General features: G+C 67.3%; 12 protein-coding genes and 1 pseudogene. 11 read left to right on the plus strand and 2 right to left on the minus strand.

Features of this window, described 5'->3' with window-relative positions; translation table 11 throughout:
• The first annotated feature begins 48 nt into the window (after positions 1 to 48).
• The 4 genes from EX20_RS27900 to EX20_RS27915 all read left to right on the plus strand — a co-directional run bounded on the left by EX20_RS27900 (position 49) and on the right by EX20_RS27915 (position 5,471).
• Positions 49 to 1,197 (plus strand): ATP phosphoribosyltransferase regulatory subunit, encoded by a 1,149-nt coding sequence (locus tag EX20_RS27900; protein ID WP_011884959.1) that lies wholly within the window; start codon positions 49 to 51, stop codon positions 1,195 to 1,197.
• 113 nt (positions 1,198 to 1,310) lie between these two features.
• The gene (locus tag EX20_RS27905; protein ID WP_011884958.1) at positions 1,311 to 2,657 is read left to right on the plus strand and encodes an adenylosuccinate synthase; all 1,347 of its coding nucleotides are present in this window, start codon (positions 1,311 to 1,313) and stop codon (positions 2,655 to 2,657) included.
• Between the two features lie 7 nt (positions 2,658 to 2,664).
• A complete protein-coding gene (locus tag EX20_RS27910) occupies positions 2,665 to 3,261 on the plus strand; it encodes a phosphoribosyltransferase (RefSeq protein WP_014723093.1) in 597 nt (198 codons plus the stop codon).
• Positions 3,262 to 3,557: 296 nt separating this feature from the next.
• Positions 3,558 to 5,471, plus strand: coding sequence for a potassium transporter Kup (locus EX20_RS27915; protein WP_011884956.1), 1,914 nt, complete (start codon positions 3,558 to 3,560; stop codon positions 5,469 to 5,471).
• A gap of 388 nt (positions 5,472 to 5,859) precedes the next feature.
• Here the strand turns inward: EX20_RS27915 and EX20_RS27920 are convergent, their stop codons facing one another.
• A complete protein-coding gene (locus EX20_RS27920; RefSeq protein ID WP_034195410.1) occupies positions 5,860 to 8,187 on the minus strand; it encodes a Tex family protein in 2,328 nt (775 codons plus the stop codon).
• 160 nt (positions 8,188 to 8,347) lie between these two features.
• On the opposite strand from EX20_RS27920, the gene EX20_RS27925 reads away from it, so the two are divergent.
• From EX20_RS27925 to EX20_RS27935, 3 genes are all read left to right on the plus strand, one after another.
• Entirely contained in the window at positions 8,348 to 9,100 is a 753-nt protein-coding gene (locus EX20_RS27925; protein WP_034195411.1) for a hypothetical protein, read from the plus strand.
• Positions 9,101 to 9,177: 77 nt separating this feature from the next.
• Positions 9,178 to 9,393, plus strand: a complete 216-nt coding sequence (locus tag EX20_RS27930) for a YdcH family protein (protein ID WP_011884953.1) — start codon at positions 9,178 to 9,180, stop codon at positions 9,391 to 9,393.
• Positions 9,394 to 9,448: 55 nt separating this feature from the next.
• On the plus strand, positions 9,449 to 11,698 hold the full coding sequence (locus tag EX20_RS27935) for an ATP-dependent DNA helicase (RefSeq protein ID WP_011884952.1): 2,250 nt from the start codon (positions 9,449 to 9,451) through the stop codon (positions 11,696 to 11,698).
• An 81-nt stretch (positions 11,699 to 11,779) separates the two neighbouring features.
• On the opposite strand, the gene EX20_RS27940 is transcribed toward EX20_RS27935, so the two are convergent.
• Positions 11,780 to 12,604: an outer membrane protein assembly factor BamD gene (locus tag EX20_RS27940; RefSeq protein ID WP_011884951.1), complete on the minus strand. Its 825-nt coding sequence runs from the start codon at positions 12,602 to 12,604 to the stop codon at positions 11,780 to 11,782.
• Between the two features lie 41 nt (positions 12,605 to 12,645).
• Between EX20_RS27940 and EX20_RS27945 the strand changes: the two genes are divergently transcribed.
• The 4 genes and pseudogenes from EX20_RS27945 to EX20_RS27960 all read left to right on the plus strand — a co-directional run.
• Entirely contained in the window at positions 12,646 to 13,851 is a 1,206-nt protein-coding gene (locus tag EX20_RS27945; RefSeq protein ID WP_034195412.1) for an RluA family pseudouridine synthase, read from the plus strand.
• A 6-nt stretch (positions 13,852 to 13,857) separates the two neighbouring features.
• Positions 13,858 to 14,697: a peptidoglycan editing factor PgeF gene (gene pgeF, locus EX20_RS27950; RefSeq protein WP_011884949.1), complete on the plus strand. Its 840-nt coding sequence runs from the start codon at positions 13,858 to 13,860 to the stop codon at positions 14,695 to 14,697.
• Positions 14,698 to 15,062: 365 nt separating this feature from the next.
• Positions 15,063 to 16,937, plus strand: coding sequence for a class I poly(R)-hydroxyalkanoic acid synthase (gene phaC / locus EX20_RS27955; RefSeq protein ID WP_034195413.1), 1,875 nt, complete (start codon positions 15,063 to 15,065; stop codon positions 16,935 to 16,937).
• A gap of 99 nt (positions 16,938 to 17,036) precedes the next feature.
• Positions 17,037 to 17,375: pseudogene (locus tag EX20_RS27960) on the plus strand (acetyl-CoA C-acetyltransferase); the annotation flags it as partial.

Consider the following 17,375-nt stretch of genomic DNA (forward strand, 5'->3'; position numbering starts at 1 on the left):
TCTCGCGGCGCGCAAAGTCGCGCTGTTTCCCGTCGTAGGACCGTACCGATGTCGACCTGGTTACTTCCCGAGAATATCGCCGACGTACTGCCGTCGGAAGCGCGCAAGATCGAGGAGCTGCGCCGCAGGCTGCTCGACCGCTTCCGTTCTTACGGCTACGAAATGGTGATGCCGCCGCTGCTCGAGTACCTCGAGTCGCTGCTGACGAGCGGCGGCGCCGACCTGCGGCTGCGCACCTTCAAGCTGGTCGATCAGCTGTCGGGCCGCACGCTCGGTCTGCGCGCCGACATCACGCCGCAGGTCGCGCGGATCGACGCGCACCTGCTGAACCGCCAGGGCGTCACGCGCCTCTGCTACGCCGGCCACGTGATGCACACGCGCCCGCGCGGTCTGCACGCGACGCGCGAGCAGATCCAGATCGGCGCCGAAATCTACGGGCATGCGGGGCTGGAAGCCGACCTGGAGATCCAGCAACTGATGCTCGACGCGCTGCATCTCGCGGGGCTGTCGCGGATTCGTCTGGACCTTTGCCATGCGGGCGTGCTCGCGGCGCTGCTCGCGCGCGATGCGCAGGCCGCCGCGCGCGGCGAAGCGCTGTACGACGCGCTGTCGGGCAAGGATGTGCCGCTGCTGCACGAGCTGACCGACGATCTCGGCGCCGACACGCGCGCGGCGCTGCGCGCGCTGCCGCACCTGTACGGCGACGCCAGCGTGCTCGACGAAGCGCGGGCGCGGCTGCCCGTGCTGCCGGAAATCACGCGCGCGCTGGACGATCTCGCGCAGCTCGCGGCGAGCGCGAAGGGCGTCGAAGTCGCCGTCGATCTCGCCGATCTGCGCGGCTATGCGTACCACAGCGGCGCAATGTTTACCGCTTACATCGACGGCGTGCCCAACGCGATCGCGCGCGGCGGCCGCTACGACCACGTGGGTCAGGCATACGGCCGGGCGCGCCCGGCGACGGGTTTCTCGCTCGACCTGCGCGAGCTCGCGCGGATTTCCCCGGTCGAGGCGCGCGGCACCGCGATTCTCGCGCCCTGGGCGCAGGACGATGCACTCAGCGCGGCCGTCGCCGCGCTGCGCGATGCGGGCGAGGTCGTGATCCAGGCACTGCCCGGTCACGACCACGTGCTCGACGAGTTCGCATGCGACCGTTCGCTCGTCGAACGTGCGGGCGCATGGGTGGTCGAGCCCCGTTAAACAGGCGTTCGCGGGCCGTCGTTCGGCGTGCATATCGTTGAAGCGAAACGGAAAAATTCGGAATCGCCCGCGAACATAGGTAGAATACGTTTTTAACCAGCTAACGAATCAACATGTCTGCCAGCGCAGTGAACGTGACTCCCGGGCGCAACGTCGTCGTCGTGGGAACGCAATGGGGTGATGAAGGCAAGGGCAAGATCGTCGACTGGCTGACGGACCACGCTCAGGGCGTCGTGCGTTTCCAGGGCGGTCACAACGCCGGCCACACCCTCATCATCGGCGGCAAGAAGACCATCTTGCGCCTTATTCCGTCGGGCATCATGCGTGAAGGCGTTGCCTGCTTCATCGGCAACGGCGTCGTGCTGTCCCCCGAGGCACTGTTCAAGGAAATCGGCGAGCTGGAAGAGGCCGGCGTCAACGTGCGCGACCGCCTGTTCATCTCCGAAGCGACCACGCTGATTCTGCCGTACCACATCGCGATCGACCAGGCGCGCGAAGCGCGCAAGGGCGCGGGCAAGATCGGCACGACCGGCCGCGGTATCGGCCCGGCGTACGAAGACAAGGTCGGCCGCCGCGCGCTGCGCGTGCAGGATCTGTTCGATCCGAAGACCTTCGCCGACCGTCTGCGCGAAAACCTCGATTTCCACAACTTCGTGCTGACCCAGTACCTGGGCGGCGCAGCAGTCGATTTCCAGGCCACGCTCGACACGATGCTTGGCTACGCCGATCGTCTGAAGCCGATGGTGGCCGACGTGTCGCGCCGTCTGTACGACGCGAACAACGCCGGTCAGAACCTGCTGTTCGAAGGCGCGCAGGGCACGCTGCTCGACATCGACCACGGCACCTATCCTTTCGTCACGTCGAGCAACTGCGTCGCGGGCGCGGCATCGGCCGGCGCCGGTGTCGGTCCGCAAAAGCTGAACTACATCCTCGGCATCACGAAGGCGTACTGCACGCGCGTCGGCTCGGGCCCGTTCCCGAGCGAGCTGTACGACGCCGACAACCCGCAGCGCCAGGATCAGGTCGGCATCACGCTCGCTAACGTCGGCAAGGAATTTGGTTCGGTCACCGGCCGTCCCCGCCGCACCGGCTGGCTCGACGCGGCGGCGCTGCGCCGCTCGATCCAGATCAACGGCGTGTCGGGCCTGTGCATGACGAAGCTCGACGTGCTCGACGGTCTCGACGAAGTGAAGCTGTGCGTCGGCTACAAGATCGACGGCAAGGACGCGGACATCCTGCCGCGCGGCGCAGCCGACGTCGCACGCTGCGAGCCGGTGTACGAAACGTTCGCCGGCTGGAAGGAAAGCACCGTCGGCATCAAGACGTGGGATGCGCTGCCGGCCAACGCGCGCGCCTACTTGAGCCGCGTGCAGGAAGTGGCCGGCGTGCCGGTCGACATGATTTCGACGGGGCCGGACCGCGACGAAACGATCCTGCTCCGTCATCCGTTCAAGGTGTAATTCGCAGATGACGCAGCAAATGACGATGACGGCGGCAGACTTGATGACCGATCCGCGCAACGACGACAAGAACCTCTGGGTAGGCTGGGACGAGTACCACCGCCTGATCGAGCTGCTGGCGCTCAAGGTTCACGAATCGGGCTGGAAGTTCGACCAGATCCTGTGCCTCGCGCGCGGCGGTCTGCGCGTGGGCGACCAGCTGTCGCGCATCTATGACGTGCCGCTCGCGATCCTCGCGACGAGTTCGTATCGGGAAGCTGCCGGCACCGAGCAGGGCGAGCTCGACATCGCGCAGTACATCACGATGACACGCGGCCATCTCGCGGGCAACGTGCTGCTGGTCGACGATCTCGTCGATTCCGGCGTGACGCTCGCGCGTGTGCAGGAGCATCTGAAGGAGCGCTATCCGGCCGTGACGGCCGTGCGCTCGGCCGTGCTCTGGTACAAGGGTTGCTCGAAGGTCAAGCCCGACTATCACACGCAGTACCTGCCGACGAATCCGTGGATTCATCAGCCGTTCGAGGAGTGGGACACCGTTCGTCCGCACAACCTCGAGGCATGGATCAAACGCGGTCGCGCGCAGCGCGACGGTTCGGGCGCGTAAGCGTCCGGTCGTCCGACCGACAGCCTTGCACGGCGCCGCTTGCGGCGCCGTTTTTTTGTTCGCGATTCGCCCCGCACGATCGGCACGATCGGCACCGCGGCCACGGCAGCCGGACGCCGCCGGTAGGCAGATGGCGCGGCCGCGGCTATGATGGCAGCCCTGCCACAGCTTGCGCAGGAATGCATGCGCGGCGTGACTCACGTGGTTTCAGGGCAACAAGGCAGGACGGTGTTTCAGAGGGGCGCGAGTAGAATAGCGCTCGTTTCGTCCGACCCGGACCGATTATCAAGCTTCATATGAACGACACGACCCAGGCGACCGACGCAGCCCACGCGCATTCGACGCACCAACACTCGATGCAGGCGCTCGCGATAGCGGCTATCGGCGTCGTGTTCGGCGACATCGGCACGAGCCCGCTGTATTCGCTGAAGGAGGCGTTCAGCCCCGCCCACGGCATTCCGCTGACCGAGAGCTCGATCCTCGGCGTGATCTCATTGTTGTTCTGGGCGATCGTGCTCGTGGTCGGCATCAAGTACCTGCTGTTCGTGATGCGCGCCGACAACAACGGGGAAGGCGGCGTGCTCGCGCTGATGGCGCTGTCGCTGCGGCCGCTCGACTCGAAGACGCGAGTGGCCGGCGCGCTGATGGCGCTCGGGATCTTCGGCGCATGCATGTTCTACGGCGATGCCGTGATCACACCGGCGATCTCGGTGATGTCGGCGGTCGAAGGGCTCGAGATCGCGACGCCGCATCTGTCCCACCTCGTGTTGCCGATCACGATCGTGATCCTGATCGCGCTGTTCTGGATCCAGCGCCACGGCACCGCGATGGTCGGCAAGCTGTTCGGGCCGATCATGGTGCTGTGGTTCGTCGCGATCGCGGCGCTGGGCGTCTATCACATCTCGCGCGTGCCGGGCATCGTCGCGGCGATCAACCCGTATTACGCGGCGTCGTTCATGGCCGACCATCTGCTCCAGGCATACGTGGTGCTGGGTTCGGTCGTGCTGGTGCTGACCGGCGCCGAAGCGCTGTACGCCGACATGGGCCACTTCGGTGCAAAACCGATTCGCCTGGCCGCGTACGGGCTCGTGATGCCTTCGCTGGTGCTCAACTACTTCGGCCAGGGCGCGCTGCTGATGCAGAACCCGAAGGCCATCGAGAATCCGTTCTTCCTGATGGCGCCGGAGTGGGCGCTGCTGCCGCTCGTCGTGCTGTCGACGGTCGCGACCGTGATCGCATCGCAGGCCGTGATCTCGGGTGCGTATTCGCTGACGTCGCAGGCGATCCAGCTCGGCTACGTGCCGCGCATGAAGGTGCTGCATACGTCCGAGCTGGCGATCGGCCAGATCTACGTGCCGGTCGTCAACTGGCTGCTGCTGGCGGTGATCCTCTGCATCGTGATCGGCTTCAAGAGCTCAGACAATCTCGCGGCCGCGTACGGGATCGCGGTGACGGCGACGATGGTGATCACCACCGTGCTCGCGGCCGTCGTGATGGTGCGGGTGTGGAACTGGAACCGCCTGCTGGTCGGCGCGATCATCGCCGTGTTCCTCGCGGTCGACCTCGGCTTTTTCGGCGCGAACCTGCTGAAGGTCGCGCAGGGCGGCTGGCTGCCGCTCGGCATCGGCGCGCTGCTGTTCTTCCTGCTGATGACCTGGTACAAGGGCCGCCACATCGTCAAGGAGCGCACGGCCGCCGACGGCATTCCGCTCGAGCCGTTCCTGCAGGGGCTGCTCGCGCACCCGCCGCACCGCGTGTCGGGCACGGCCATCTACCTGACGGGCAACGACAAGCTCGTGCCGGTCAGCCTGCTGCACAACCTGAAGCACAACAAGGTGCTGCACGAGCGGACCATTTTCCTCACGTTCGTCACGCGCGACATTCCGTACGTGCGCGACGACAAGCGCCTCAGCTCGCGCGATGCGGGCGGCGGCCTCTATATCGTCAAGGCCGAGTACGGCTTCAACGAGACGCCGGACGTGAAGGCCGTGCTCGAGGAATTCGGCCGCACGCACGACATGACGTTCGAGCTGATGGACACGTCGTTCTTCCTCGCGCGCGAGACGGTCGTGCCGACGCATCTGCCCGGCATGTCGATCTGGCGCGAACGCGTGTTCGCATGGATGCACCAGAACGCGGCCAAGCCGACCGACTTCTTCTCGATTCCGGCGAACCGCGTCGTCGAGCTCGGCACCAAGATCGAGATCTAACCGGCGGCGCGTGCTGCGCTTTCGGCAATCGTGCCGTTCAGTTGAAAAACTGAACGGCATTTTTGTTTTGGCGAAGGCGCGGGGCGGTGCGTTGCGTTTTGAGCCGATGCTGGCTGGGCCGCATGGTCGTCAGGCTCGACGCCGAGCGCATCCAATCGACGACATCCGCTTCCTCCCGCTCGGCGCAAGCTGACCTGTTCCACGCTGCGCGGCGTCCCGCAGCGGCTTCGCCGACATCTCGAATCGCTCATCAATGTAAAACGGCCCGATCGCAGATGCGATCGGGCCGTCGAGTATGCGGCCGGTAGGGCGGAAGGCGTCGTGATCGAGCCGAGCGGCACGACGCCGCAACGGCGGTCGTTGCGCTCGCCCGCGGGCGAGCGCGCGCTCAGCGCTTCAGCTTCGCGAACGCCGCAGCCATCGCGCCGGCCGGCTCCGGCTCGCGCGAGCGTTGCGGGCGGGCCGCGCCGCGGCCGGCGCTGCCGCGGTCCTGGCCGCCGCGCGGCGCGCCGCCGCCGGGGGCGGCAGCTTCGTCGTCCAGGCGCATCGTCAGTGCGATGCGCTGGCGCTTCACGTCGACGTCGAGCACCTTGACCTTGACGACCTGACCGGCCTTCACGACTTCGTGCGGGTCCTTGATGAATTTCGTCGACATCGCGGACACGTGGACGAGGCCGTCCTGATGCACGCCGATGTCCACGAACGCACCGAACGCGGCGACGTTGGTCACGACACCTTCGAGCAGCATGCCGGGCATCAGGTCGGACACCTTCTCGACGCCGTCGCGGAACGTGGCGGTCTTGAATTCGGGCCGCGGATCGCGCCCCGGCTTTTCCAGCTCGGACAGAATGTCGCGCACGGTCGGCAGGCCGAAGCGCTCGTCGACGAATTCAGCCGGCGACAGGCCCGACAGCGCGTCGCGGCTGCCCAGCACGTCGTCGATGCGCTTGTTGATCTTCGCGAGAATCCGCTCGACGACCGGGTAGGCCTCCGGGTGCACCGACGAGCGATCGAGCGGATTCTCGCCGCCGTTGATGCGCAGGAAGCCGGCTGCCTGTTCGAAGGTCTTGTCGCCGAGACGCGGCACCTTGCGCAGGTGGTCGCGCGACGGGAACGGGCCGTTCGCGTCGCGGAAGTCGACGATGTTGCGGGCGAGCGTCGCATTCAGGCCCGACACGCGCGCGAGCAGCGCGACCGACGCGGTATTCGCGTCGACGCCGACCGCGTTCACGCAGTCCTCGACCACCGCGTCGAGCGAGCGGGCCAGTTCGCGCTGGTTCACGTCGTGCTGGTACTGGCCGACGCCGATCGCCTTCGGCTCGATCTTCACGAGTTCGGCGAGCGGGTCCTGCAGGCGCCGCGCGATCGACACGGCGCCGCGCAGCGACACGTCGAGGTCCGGGAATTCCTTTGCGGCCAGCTCGGACGCCGAGTACACCGACGCACCGGCCTCCGATACGACGATCTTCTGCAAGCGCAATTCCGGATGCTTGGCGATCAGTTCGCTCGCGAGCTTGTCGGTTTCGCGCGAAGCGGTGCCGTTGCCGATGCTGATCAGCTCCGCTTGCGTCTGCGCGGCGATGCGCGCGAGCTTCGCGAGCGAGCCGTCCCAGTCGCGGCGCGGCTCGTGCGGGTAGATCGTGTCGGTTGCGAGCAGCTTGCCGGTGCGATCGACGACGGCGACCTTCACGCCCGTGCGCAGACCGGGGTCGAGGCCGATCACGGCCTTCGGGCCGGCCGGCGCGGCGAGCAGCAGATCCTTCAGGTTGCGCGCGAACACGCGGATCGCCTCGGCTTCGGCCGTCTCGCGCAGTTGCGTGAGCAGCTCGTTCTCGATATGCGGCTGCACCTTGACGCGCCAGCACCAGCGGCACACGTCGGACAGCCATTTGTCGGCCGGCCGGTTCTGGTTCGCGATGCCGAAATGGCGCGCGATCATCGCTTCGCCCGGGTGCGGAACCTGTGCGTCGAGTTCGTCGCCGAGGCCGAGCTTGACGGTCAGCACGCCGGCGTTGCGGCCGCGGAACAGTGCGAGCGCGCGGTGCGACGGCACGGTGCGGAGCGTTTCCGAGTAGTCGTAGTAGTCGCGGAACTTCTCGCCTTCCTCGTTTTCCTTGCCCTCGACGACGGCCGACGACACGACGCCCTGGCTATGCAGGTAATCGCGCAGCTTGCCGAGCAGCTCGGCCGTTTCGCCGAATTGCTCGGACAGGATGTCGCGTGCGCCGTCGAGCGCCGCCTTGACGTCGGCGACGCCCTTGTCGGCGTCGACGTATGCGGCGGCTTCCGTCTGCGGATCGAGCAGCGGGTTCGCGAGCAGTGCGTGCGCGAGCGGCTCGAGGCCAGCTTCGCGGGCGATCTGCGCGCGCGTGCGGCGCTTCGGCTTGTACGGCAGATAGAGATCTTCGAGCACCTGCTTGCTGTCGGCCGCGTCGATCGCGGCGCGCAGCTCGTCGGTCAGCTTGCCCTGTTCGTCGATGCTCGCCAGGATCGTCGCGCGGCGATCCTCGAGCTCGCGCAGATACAGCAGGCGTTCCTCGAGCTGGCGCAGTTGCGTGTCGTCCAGATTGCCCGTCACTTCCTTGCGGTACCGGGCAATGAACGGAACGGTCGAGCCTTCGTCGAGGAGTTGCACCGCCGCCGCGACCTGGCGCGGCTGGACGGACAGTTCGGTGGCGATGCGCTGTACGATCTTGAGTGCTACGGTTTCCGTCATGTCGTGGATGATCTGCCTGGCTGAAATCGCGGCGCGGGCCGGCAGGCCGTGCTGGCGGCCTGCAACACGGGCCCGCCGGACCGATGCCGCGGGTGAGTGAAGCGGGGCATTTTGCCATAAATGGCGGAGCGTCCAGCCGGGCGGTGATAGAATTTGACCCATGTCCCGCAGCTTTCCTACGACGTTGCCAACTTCCCGCATTTCTCTCGTCGCGCTCGGCGCAGCGCTGGCCGCCGCTTTGTCCGGCGGGTCTGCCGCCGTGTATGCGCAGGCATCGGGCGCAGCCGCGCCGGATGTCGCAGCCGCCGCGCCCGTCGCCGCTTCCGCCACGCAGGATTTCGACGCCCGTCAAAAAGTGCTCAATCAGCGCTCCGCAGAAAACGATTATCGTTATGCGGTGGCGGAGCACGATTGCTACAGCAAGTTCTTCGTCAATCACTGTCTCGGCAATGCGCGCGACCGGATGCGCGAGGAGCGGGCGAGCATCCGCCAGGAGCAGCTCGCGCTCGACGACGAGCAGCGCGCGGTACGGGCGCGGCAGCGCGACCAGCAGCAGGCGCTGAAGCAGGCGCAGAACGCGGCTGAGGCGCCGCAGCGCGCGGCGACCGACGCGGCGAACGCGGCCGCGTTCCGCGACAAGCAGGAGCAAAATGCACTGAAGCAGGCGCAGCGCGGTGCGGAGGCGCCGCAGCATGCGGCGAGCAAGCAGGCATACGACCAGAAGCAGGCGGATTTCCAGCGCAAGCTCGACCAGGCGCATCAGCAGGCCGCGCAGAAGGCGCAGGAGCGCGCGGACAACGCGACGCGCTATGAGCAGAAGCAGCGCGAAGCCGCCGAGCACAAGGCCGATGTCGCGCGGCGTCAGCAGGAAGCGGCCGAGAAGGCCAAGCAGAAGCAACAGCTGGGGCAGTAACGTGTTGGATTGAACCGGAGTCAGTCTCGTGCGTGCCGGCACGCCAGCCGGCGCGCTGCTTCGATGAGGAGGCGCATATGCAAAACCGTCCCACGGAACAGCAGCAGGAATTGCACAACCGTTTGGCTGCACTGCAGGAGCAGCATCGGCAGCTCGCTCGGGAGATCGAGCTGAAGGAAGGACACTCCGACATCGACGACGTCACGTTGCACCGCCTGAAGAAGGAAAAGCTGGCGGCCAAGGACAAAATCATTTTGCTGCAATCGCAGCTGGAACCGGATAAGCGCGCCTGAGCGCGGCCTGGCAAGCGCCGGCGCCGCCCGGGCGCTGGACACAGGAACGCTTGCCTTGAACTCACCGCTTGAAGCCAATCCCGATGCCCGGCGTGACACGTCGTCCGCCGGGCGCGCCCGCGCGCCCGCAGGCACGTTCGAGCTGAGCCGCAAGCGCGTCGACGAGCTCGATACGATCTTCGGCGCCGACGGGCTGCTCGCGCGCGCGCTCGACGGCTATCATCCGCGCCAGTCCCAGATCGAGATGGCGCGGGCGGTGGCGTCGGCGATGGAGGCGTCCGCGCGTCGGATGCCCGATCCGGAAATCTTCGAAACCCGCAAGCGGCCGGCGCGCCGCCTCGGCGAAGGCGCCGCTGACAAGGCAGCGCAAGCCGGCGCGGACGACGCCGCGGCCGAGGCCGACAGCGACGCCGCGGACAACACGCTGATCGTCGAGGCCGGCACCGGCACCGGCAAGACCTACGCCTACCTGGTGCCCGCGATGCTGTGGGGCGGCAAGGTGATCGTGTCGACCGGCACGAAGCACTTGCAGGACCAGCTGTTCCAGCGCGACATCCCGACCGTGCGCAACGCGCTGGCGGTGCCCGTGACGGTCGCGATGCTCAAGGGCCGCGCCAACTACCTGTGCCATTACTACCTGCAGCGCACCGCCGACAACGGCCGCCTGCCGTCGCGGCAGGACACCGCGTATCTGCAGGAGATCGTCCGTTTCGCGAAGGTGACGAAGAGCGGCGACAAGGCCGAGCTCGCGAGCGTGCCGGAGACGGCGCCCGTGTGGTCGATGGTCACGTCGACGCGCGACAACTGCCTCGGCCAGGAGTGCCCGCATTACAAGGAGTGCTTCGTGATGCAGGCGCGTCGCGAAGCGCAGCAGGCCGACATCGTCGTGGTCAACCATCACCTGTTCTTCGCTGACATCATGCTGCGCGACACCGGGATGGCCGAACTGCTGCCGAACGCGAACACGGTGATCTTCGACGAAGCGCACCAGTTGCCGGAGACGGCCACGCTGTTTTTCGGCGAGACGCTGTCGACCACGCAGATCCTCGAACTGGCGCGCGATACCGTCGCCGAGGGCTTGAGCCATGCGCGCGATGCGGTCGAGTGGGTGAAGCTCGGCGGCGATCTGGAGCGTGCCGCGCGCGATCTGCGGCTCGCGTTCGCGAACGATCAGATCGTGCGCATGTCGCTCGCGCAGCTCGGTGACGATCACCCGATGTTCGCCGCGCTCGACGCGCTCGAGGTCGCACTCGATGCGCTCGCCTCGGCGCTCGCGGGGCAGGCCGAGCGTGCAGAATCGCTCGGCGCATGCCTGCGGCGCGCGCGCGAACTGCAGGCGCTGCTGGCGGGCTGGGTCGCGCCCGGCGCCGCGCAGGCGGCAGCGGATGCCGACGCGCGAGCGGCCGGCAACGACGGGGCTGCCGACGACCCGAACGAGAAGGTGCGCTGGGTCGAAGTGTTCGCGCATACGGTCCAGTTGCACGAGACGCCGCTGTCGGTCGCGCCGATTTTCGCGAAGCAGCGCGCCGGCGTGCCGCGTGCATGGGTATTCACGTCGGCGACGCTGTCCGTGCGCGGCGACTTCACGCACTACGCGGCGCAGATGGGGCTCAGCTCGCGCCGCTCGATGACGCTCGCGAGCCCGTTCGACTATCAGACGCAGGGGCTGCTGTACGTGCCGCGCAACCTGCCGCAACCGTCGTCGCCCGGATTCACCGACGCGGTGTTCGACGCGGCGCTGCCGGCGATCGAGGCGTCGGGCGGCGGCGTGTTCATGCTGTGCACGACGCTGCGCGCGGTCGACCGGATCGCATCGAAGCTGCGCGACGTGATCGAGTCGCGCGGCTGGAAGACGCCGCTGCTGGTGCAGGGCGACGCGAGCCGGACCGAGCTGCTCGATCGCTTTCGTGCGTACGGCAATGCGATCTTGGTCGGTAGCCAGAGTTTCTGGGAAGGCGTGGACGTGCGCGGCGATGCGCTGTCGCTCGTCGTGATCGACAAGCTGCCGTTCGCGCCGCCCGACGATCCGGTGCTGGCTGCGCGGCTCGACGCGCTGACCAAGAAGGGCCTCAGCCCTTTCGCCGTGCATCAGCTGCCGCAGGCGGTGATCACGCTGAAGCAGGGCGCCGGCCGCCTGATCCGTGCCGAAACCGACCGCGGCGTGCTGATGATCTGCGACACGCGGCTCGTGGACAAGCCTTACGGTCGCCGGATCTGGCAAAGCCTGCCGCCGTTCAAGCGCACGCGCGAGATCGCGGTCGTGCAGGACTTCTTCGACGATCATCGCGCTGGAAAGAGCGCGTGATCGAGGCGCCCGCTGCACGGGCGTCGGCAACAAAAAACCCGGCTCGATGGCCGGGTTTTTTGTTGCTGCGGCGAGCGACGCTCAGAACTGCCACCACGACCGCTTCGCGCCGGGGCGTGAATGGCCGGTGATGTACGGGCTGTCCGGGAACGTTCCTGCGAGCACGCGCTTCGTGTCTTCCGCGAGCTGCGGCTGGTTCAGCTTGCCGTACGACAGGACCATGATGTGCAGCGCGTCCTCGATCGCCGGCGCGCCCTTGTAGTCCTTGATCGCGAGCTGCGCGCGGTTGATCGCCGCGACGTACGCGCCGCGCCGATAGTAGTAATCGGCCGCATGCACTTCGTGCGACGCCAGCGCGTTGACGATGTAGCGCATCCGCGCGGCGGCGTCGGGTGCGTACTTGCTCTTCGGATAGCGGTCGACGACGACCTTGAACGCATCGTACGACTCGCGCAGCGCCTGCGGGTCGCGCTCGCTCATGTCCTGGCCGGAGAAGCGGCCGAACAGCCCGAGATCGTCGTTGAAGTGGATCATCCCCTTCAGGTAGTACGCGTACGGGATGTCCGGGTGATCGGGGTGAAGCTGGATGAAGCGGTCGACGGCCTGATCGGCGGCGGCCGCTTCGTTGTCCTTCCAGTTGCAGTACGCGACGTTGATCTGCGCCTGTTGCGCGAAATGGCCGAACGGATCGCGACCTTGCAGCGATTCGAAATATTTCGCGCATTTGCCCCAGTCGCCGCCGGACAGTGCGTCCTGGGCCTCTGAGTATAATTTGTTGTTCGACCAGGTAGCCGTCTCGTCCTGCTTCTGCGGCAAGCCGTGGCAGCCGGCGATGAGGGCCGCGGCCGCTACCGCCGCAGCTCGGGCGGCGACGGTTTTGGCCGTACGTTTGGTCGAATTCATCATGCTCGCATGTCCTAGCTTCAAGTCTCGGTGACCCAGTCTAAATGACCCGTTCAAGTTCGCAGAATGCCCCGCGGGGCAAGTCAGATCGCGAAGATTATAGCCCAAGCGCCCGGCCCGCCGACGCTGCATCGGGGGATTCCGTCGCTGACGATCTGCCCGCCGCTGCGTTGCAGCCGGCTGCCGGCCCGTCGGCGGCGGCCGACGCTGCGCCGCGCGTCGTCGAAGTGCCGCTGTCGCTCGCCGGCGAGCGCCTCGACAAGGCGCTCGCCCAGTTGTTTCCCGAATTCTCGCGCAGCCGTCTGCAGAGCTGGATCGAGGCTCAGCGCGTGCTGATCGACGGCGCGCCGGCGAAGATCCGCCAGCCCGTGCCGCTCGGCGCGAAGATCGAGCTCGTGCCCGATCTGCTTCCGGAACAGCTCGCGTTCGCCGCGGAGCCGGTGCCGCTCGACGTGATCTACGAGGACGACGCGCTCGTCGTCATCAACAAGCCGGCCGGCCTCGTCGTCCATCCGGCCGCCGGCAACTGGAGCGGCACGCTGCTGAACGGCTTGCTGCACCGCTACGGCGACGCGGCGGCCGGCCTGCCGCGGGCGGGCATCGTCCACCGGCTCGACAAGGAAACGTCGGGGCTGATGGTGGTCGCCCGCACGCTCGCCGCGCAGACGGATCTCGTGCGCCAGCTGCAGGCGCGCACGGTGAAGCGTCGCTACTTCGCGCTCGTGTGGGGCACCATGCCCGAGGAAGGCACGATCGACGCGCCGATCGGGCGCGATCCGCGCGAGCGCACGCGCATGGCGGTCGTCACCGGCGCGTCGGGCAAGCCCGCACGCACCCATTTCCGCACGGTTGACACATGCGTGTGGCAACGTCAGCCGGTGTCGGCGATCCAGTGCGACCTCGAAACCGGCCGCACGCACCAGATCCGTGTGCACTGCTCGCATGCGGGCCATCCGTTGCTCGGCGATCCGGTCTACGGGCGCGCACGCGGCAAGCGCTCGGTCACGCCGCTGCCGAACGGCTTCGCCCGTCAGGCGCTGCACGCATGGCGGCTCGGTCTCGTGCATCCGGTCACCGGCAAGACGATGCAGTGGCGCTGCCCGTTGCCGGACGACATGAACGAGCTGGTCGCCGCACTCGGCTTCGGGCAGGGCGACGACGAGTTCGACGACGACGGCATATACGACGATGACGACTTCGGCGGCGAATATCACGACGATGAGTCGTATCAGGACGACGAGGAGGAGTGAGTGCCGATGACGAATCTGGCGCCGTTGACATGGCACGACTGCGTGCGGCCCGACTGGCAGGTGGCGCCGCGCGTGCGCGCGCTGATCACCACGCGCGACGGCGGCGTGAGCGAAGGCCCGTACGGGCGGTGGCAGGCGGGCGCCGCGTTGCCGGGCGGGATGAATCTCGGCCTGCACACGGGTGACGAGCCGGCGCACGTCGCCGAGAACCGCGCGCGTCTGCTCGCGCTCGCGGGGCAGTCGCAGGCGGCGTGGCTCGAGCAGGTCCACGGCGCGCGGATCGTGCGCGCGGACGAGGTGATCGACGCCACGCAGCACACGAGCGCGCCCGTGCAGGCCGACGCGAGCGTGACGGATCGCGCGGGCGTGATGTGTGTCGTGATGGTCGCCGACTGCATGCCGGTGCTGCTGTGCGACGCGCTGGGCCGCGCGGTGGGCGTGGCCCATGCCGGCTGGCGCGGGCTGGCCGCGGGCATCGTCGAGCAGACGGCGGCCCGCGTCGCGGCGCTCGCGGGCGGCGCGGCCGGTGAACTCCACGCCTACCTCGGCCCGTCGATCGGTCCGCATGCGTTCGAAGTGGGCGCCGAGGTGCGCGACGCGTTTCTCGACACGGCTGCGCAGTCGGAGCATGATGACACGCGGCAAGCGTTCGTCGCGATCGACGGCGCGCCCGGCAAGTACCTCGCCGATCTGCCCGCGCTGGCGCGCGTGCGGCTCGCGCGCGCAGGCGTCGTGCGCGTCAGCGGCGGAACCGCCTGCACGGTCGCCGAACGCACGCGCTTCTATTCCTATCGGCGCGATCGTGTGACCGGGCGGATGGCCGCAGCGATCTGGCTGTCCGATTGACACCGGGTCGCGCACTTGCGCGCGCCGCGTGTTGCGCCGCAAAATCGGTTTGTCTCGATATTACCGACGCAATGCGGCGCGGCATGCACACTGGAATGAATAATCGCAAACGCGAGTCACCGAAAATGTTTTATGTTTCCGCGCAAGCCTTGTCCTGCCTGTCGCGCGACGATTATCTCCGGGCAGAAATGTTCGGTCCTTTGATGTGGCGCTTCACATGGGGAAAACGATAATGATAAAAATACCGCACTGCGGCAGAATCTGGAGACGCCTCTCCAGAGCATGACGGCCCGGCTCGCAGCCGGCATGCCGCGCGCGAGCAGGATTTCACGATTGACGCTCACGAATCACCGGTAAGGCAGGTAATGACAGCATCGAAAAATTCGTCGACGTCCGCTCAGGCGGGCACTTCCGCGGGCAGTACGGGCTTCGATCAGGCTGCCCAGCCGATGCAGCAGATGTTCGAGTCGTGGTTGAATGCATGGCGCGGTTTTGCCGATCCGGCGCGCGCGGCCACCGCGGCGAGCGCGGCGAATCCGTTCGCCGCATTCCAGTTCCCGACAGCGCTTCCGTTCCAGATGCCGGCGATGCCCGACCTCGCGGGCCTCGGCAATTTCGCTTCGCCGTTCGCGGGGCTGAAGCTGCCGGTCGCCCCGATCCCTCCCGAGCGGCTCCAGAAACTGCAGGCCGACTACGCGCGCGACTGCATCACGCTGATGCAGCAGGCGAGCGCCGCGAAGCTCGAATCTCCCGAGTTGAAAGACCGCCGCTTCAGCGGCGACGCATGGAAGGCGTCGCCCGCGCACGCGTTCGCGGCGGCGTGGTATCTGCTCAATGCGCGTTATCTGCAGGAGCTGGCCGACGCGCTCGAGACCGATCCGAAAACGCGCGAGCGCATCCGTTTCGCGGTCCAGCAATGGACGGCCGCCGCCGCACCGAGCAACTTCCTCGCGCTCAATCCCGATGCGCAGAAATCGATCCTCGACACGCAGGGCGAAAGTCTGCGTCAGGGGATGATGAATCTGCTCGGCGACATGCAGCGCGGCAAGATCTCCCAGACCGACGAATCGCAGTTCGTGGTCGGCAAGAATCTCGGCTGCACCGAAGGCGCGGTGGTCTACGAGAACGACCTGATCCAGCTGATCCAGTACAACGCGAAGGCGGACAAGGTATTCGAGCGGCCGTTGCTGATCGTGCCGCCGTGCATCAACAAGTTCTACATCCTCGACCTGCAGCCCGAGAACTCGCTCGTCGCGCATGCGCTGTCGAGTGGCCACCAGGTGTTCCTCGTGTCGTGGCGCAACGCCGATGCGTCGGTTGCGCACAAGACCTGGGACGACTACATGAACGAAGGGCTGCTCGCGGCGATCGACGCCGTGCAGCAGGTGAGCGGCCGCGAGCAGATCAACACGCTCGGCTTCTGCGTCGGCGGCACGATGCTCGCGACGGCGCTGGCGGTGCTCGCGGCGCGCGGCGAACATCCGGCCGCGTCGATGACGCTGCTGACCGCGATGCTCGACTTCACCGACACCGGCATCCTCGACGTGTTCGTCGACGAGGCGCACGTGCAGATGCGCGAGCAGACCATCGGCGGCAAGAACGGCACGGCGCCGGGGCTGATGCGCGGCGTCGAGTTCGCCAACACGTTCTCGTTCCTGCGGCCGAACGATCTGGTGTGGAACTACGTCGTCGACAACTACCTGAAGGGCCGCACGCCGGCCGCGTTCGACCTGCTGTACTGGAACAGCGACTCGACGAGCCTGCCCGGGCCGATGTACGCGTGGTATCTGCGCAATACCTACCTCGAGAACAAGCTCCGCGAGCCGAACGCACTGACGGTTTGCGGCGAGCCCGTCGACCTGTCGCGCATCGACGTGCCGACCTTCATCTACGGCTCGCGCGAGGACCACATCGTGCCGTGGCAGACGGCCTACGCATCGACGTCGATCCTGACGGGCCCGCTGAAGTTCGTGCTCGGCGCATCGGGCCACATTGCCGGCGTGATCAATCCGCCGGCGAAGAAGAAGCGCAGCTACTGGGTCAACGACGGCGATCTGCCCGAAGCCGCGGACGACTGGTTCGCGGGCGCGACCGAGCAGCCGGGCAGCTGGTGGACCACCTGGGTGGAATGGCTCGACCAGTACGGCGGCCGCAAGGTGGCGCCGCCGGCGCAGCCGGGCTCCGCGCAGTTTCCGGTGATCGAGCCGGCGCCGGGCCGCTACGTGTTGCAGCGCGATTGACGAAAGCCGGGCAGCGGCGCACGCTGTTCGGCGCATAACAGTTTTTTTAACAGGGTCGGTGGCGACGCGCCGTGTCGTGCGGGCCCGGAGGAAACGGAAATGACGGACGTAGTGATCGTATCGGCCGCGCGGACCGCGGTCGGCAAATTCGGTGGTTCGCTCGCGAAGGTTGCGGCACCGGAGCTGGGCGCGACGGTGATTCGCGCGGTGCTGGAGCGCGCAGGCGTGCAGCCCGATCAAGTGAGCGAAGTGATCATGGGCCAGGTGCTGGCGGCGGGCTCGGGGCAGAACCCGGCGCGTCAGTCGCTGATCAAGGCCGGGCTGCCGACAGCGGTGCCGGGCATGACGATCAACAAGGTGTGCGGCTCGGGCCTGAAGGCGGTGATGCTGGCGGCGAACGCGATCGCGGCGGGCGACGCGGAGATCGTGATCGCGGGC

This window comes from Burkholderia sp. WP42 (assembly GCF_000745665.1).
Classification (GTDB): Bacteria; Pseudomonadota; Gammaproteobacteria; order Burkholderiales; family Burkholderiaceae; genus Burkholderia; species Burkholderia vietnamiensis.

Excerpts from the sequence above, each read along its gene's own strand:
- EX20_RS27920 (WP_034195410.1), bottom strand. The coding sequence starts at position 8,187 with ATGACGGAAACCGTAGCACTCAAGATCGTACAGCGCATCGCCACCGAA.
- EX20_RS27910 (WP_014723093.1), top strand. The coding sequence starts at position 2,665 with ATGACGCAGCAAATGACGATGACGGCGGCAGACTTGATGACCGATCCG.
- pgeF (WP_011884949.1), top strand. The coding sequence starts at position 13,858 with ATGACGAATCTGGCGCCGTTGACATGGCACGACTGCGTGCGGCCCGAC.
- EX20_RS27900 (WP_011884959.1), top strand. The coding sequence starts at position 49 with ATGTCGACCTGGTTACTTCCCGAGAATATCGCCGACGTACTGCCGTCG.
- EX20_RS27925 (WP_034195411.1), top strand. The coding sequence starts at position 8,348 with ATGTCCCGCAGCTTTCCTACGACGTTGCCAACTTCCCGCATTTCTCTC.
- EX20_RS27930 (WP_011884953.1), top strand. The coding sequence starts at position 9,178 with ATGCAAAACCGTCCCACGGAACAGCAGCAGGAATTGCACAACCGTTTG.
- EX20_RS27905 (WP_011884958.1), top strand. The coding sequence starts at position 1,311 with ATGTCTGCCAGCGCAGTGAACGTGACTCCCGGGCGCAACGTCGTCGTC.
- EX20_RS27915 (WP_011884956.1), top strand. The coding sequence starts at position 3,558 with ATGAACGACACGACCCAGGCGACCGACGCAGCCCACGCGCATTCGACG.
- EX20_RS27945 (WP_034195412.1), top strand. The coding sequence starts at position 12,646 with ATGACCCGTTCAAGTTCGCAGAATGCCCCGCGGGGCAAGTCAGATCGC.
- EX20_RS27940 (WP_011884951.1), bottom strand. The coding sequence starts at position 12,604 with ATGATGAATTCGACCAAACGTACGGCCAAAACCGTCGCCGCCCGAGCT.
- phaC (WP_034195413.1), top strand. The coding sequence starts at position 15,063 with ATGACAGCATCGAAAAATTCGTCGACGTCCGCTCAGGCGGGCACTTCC.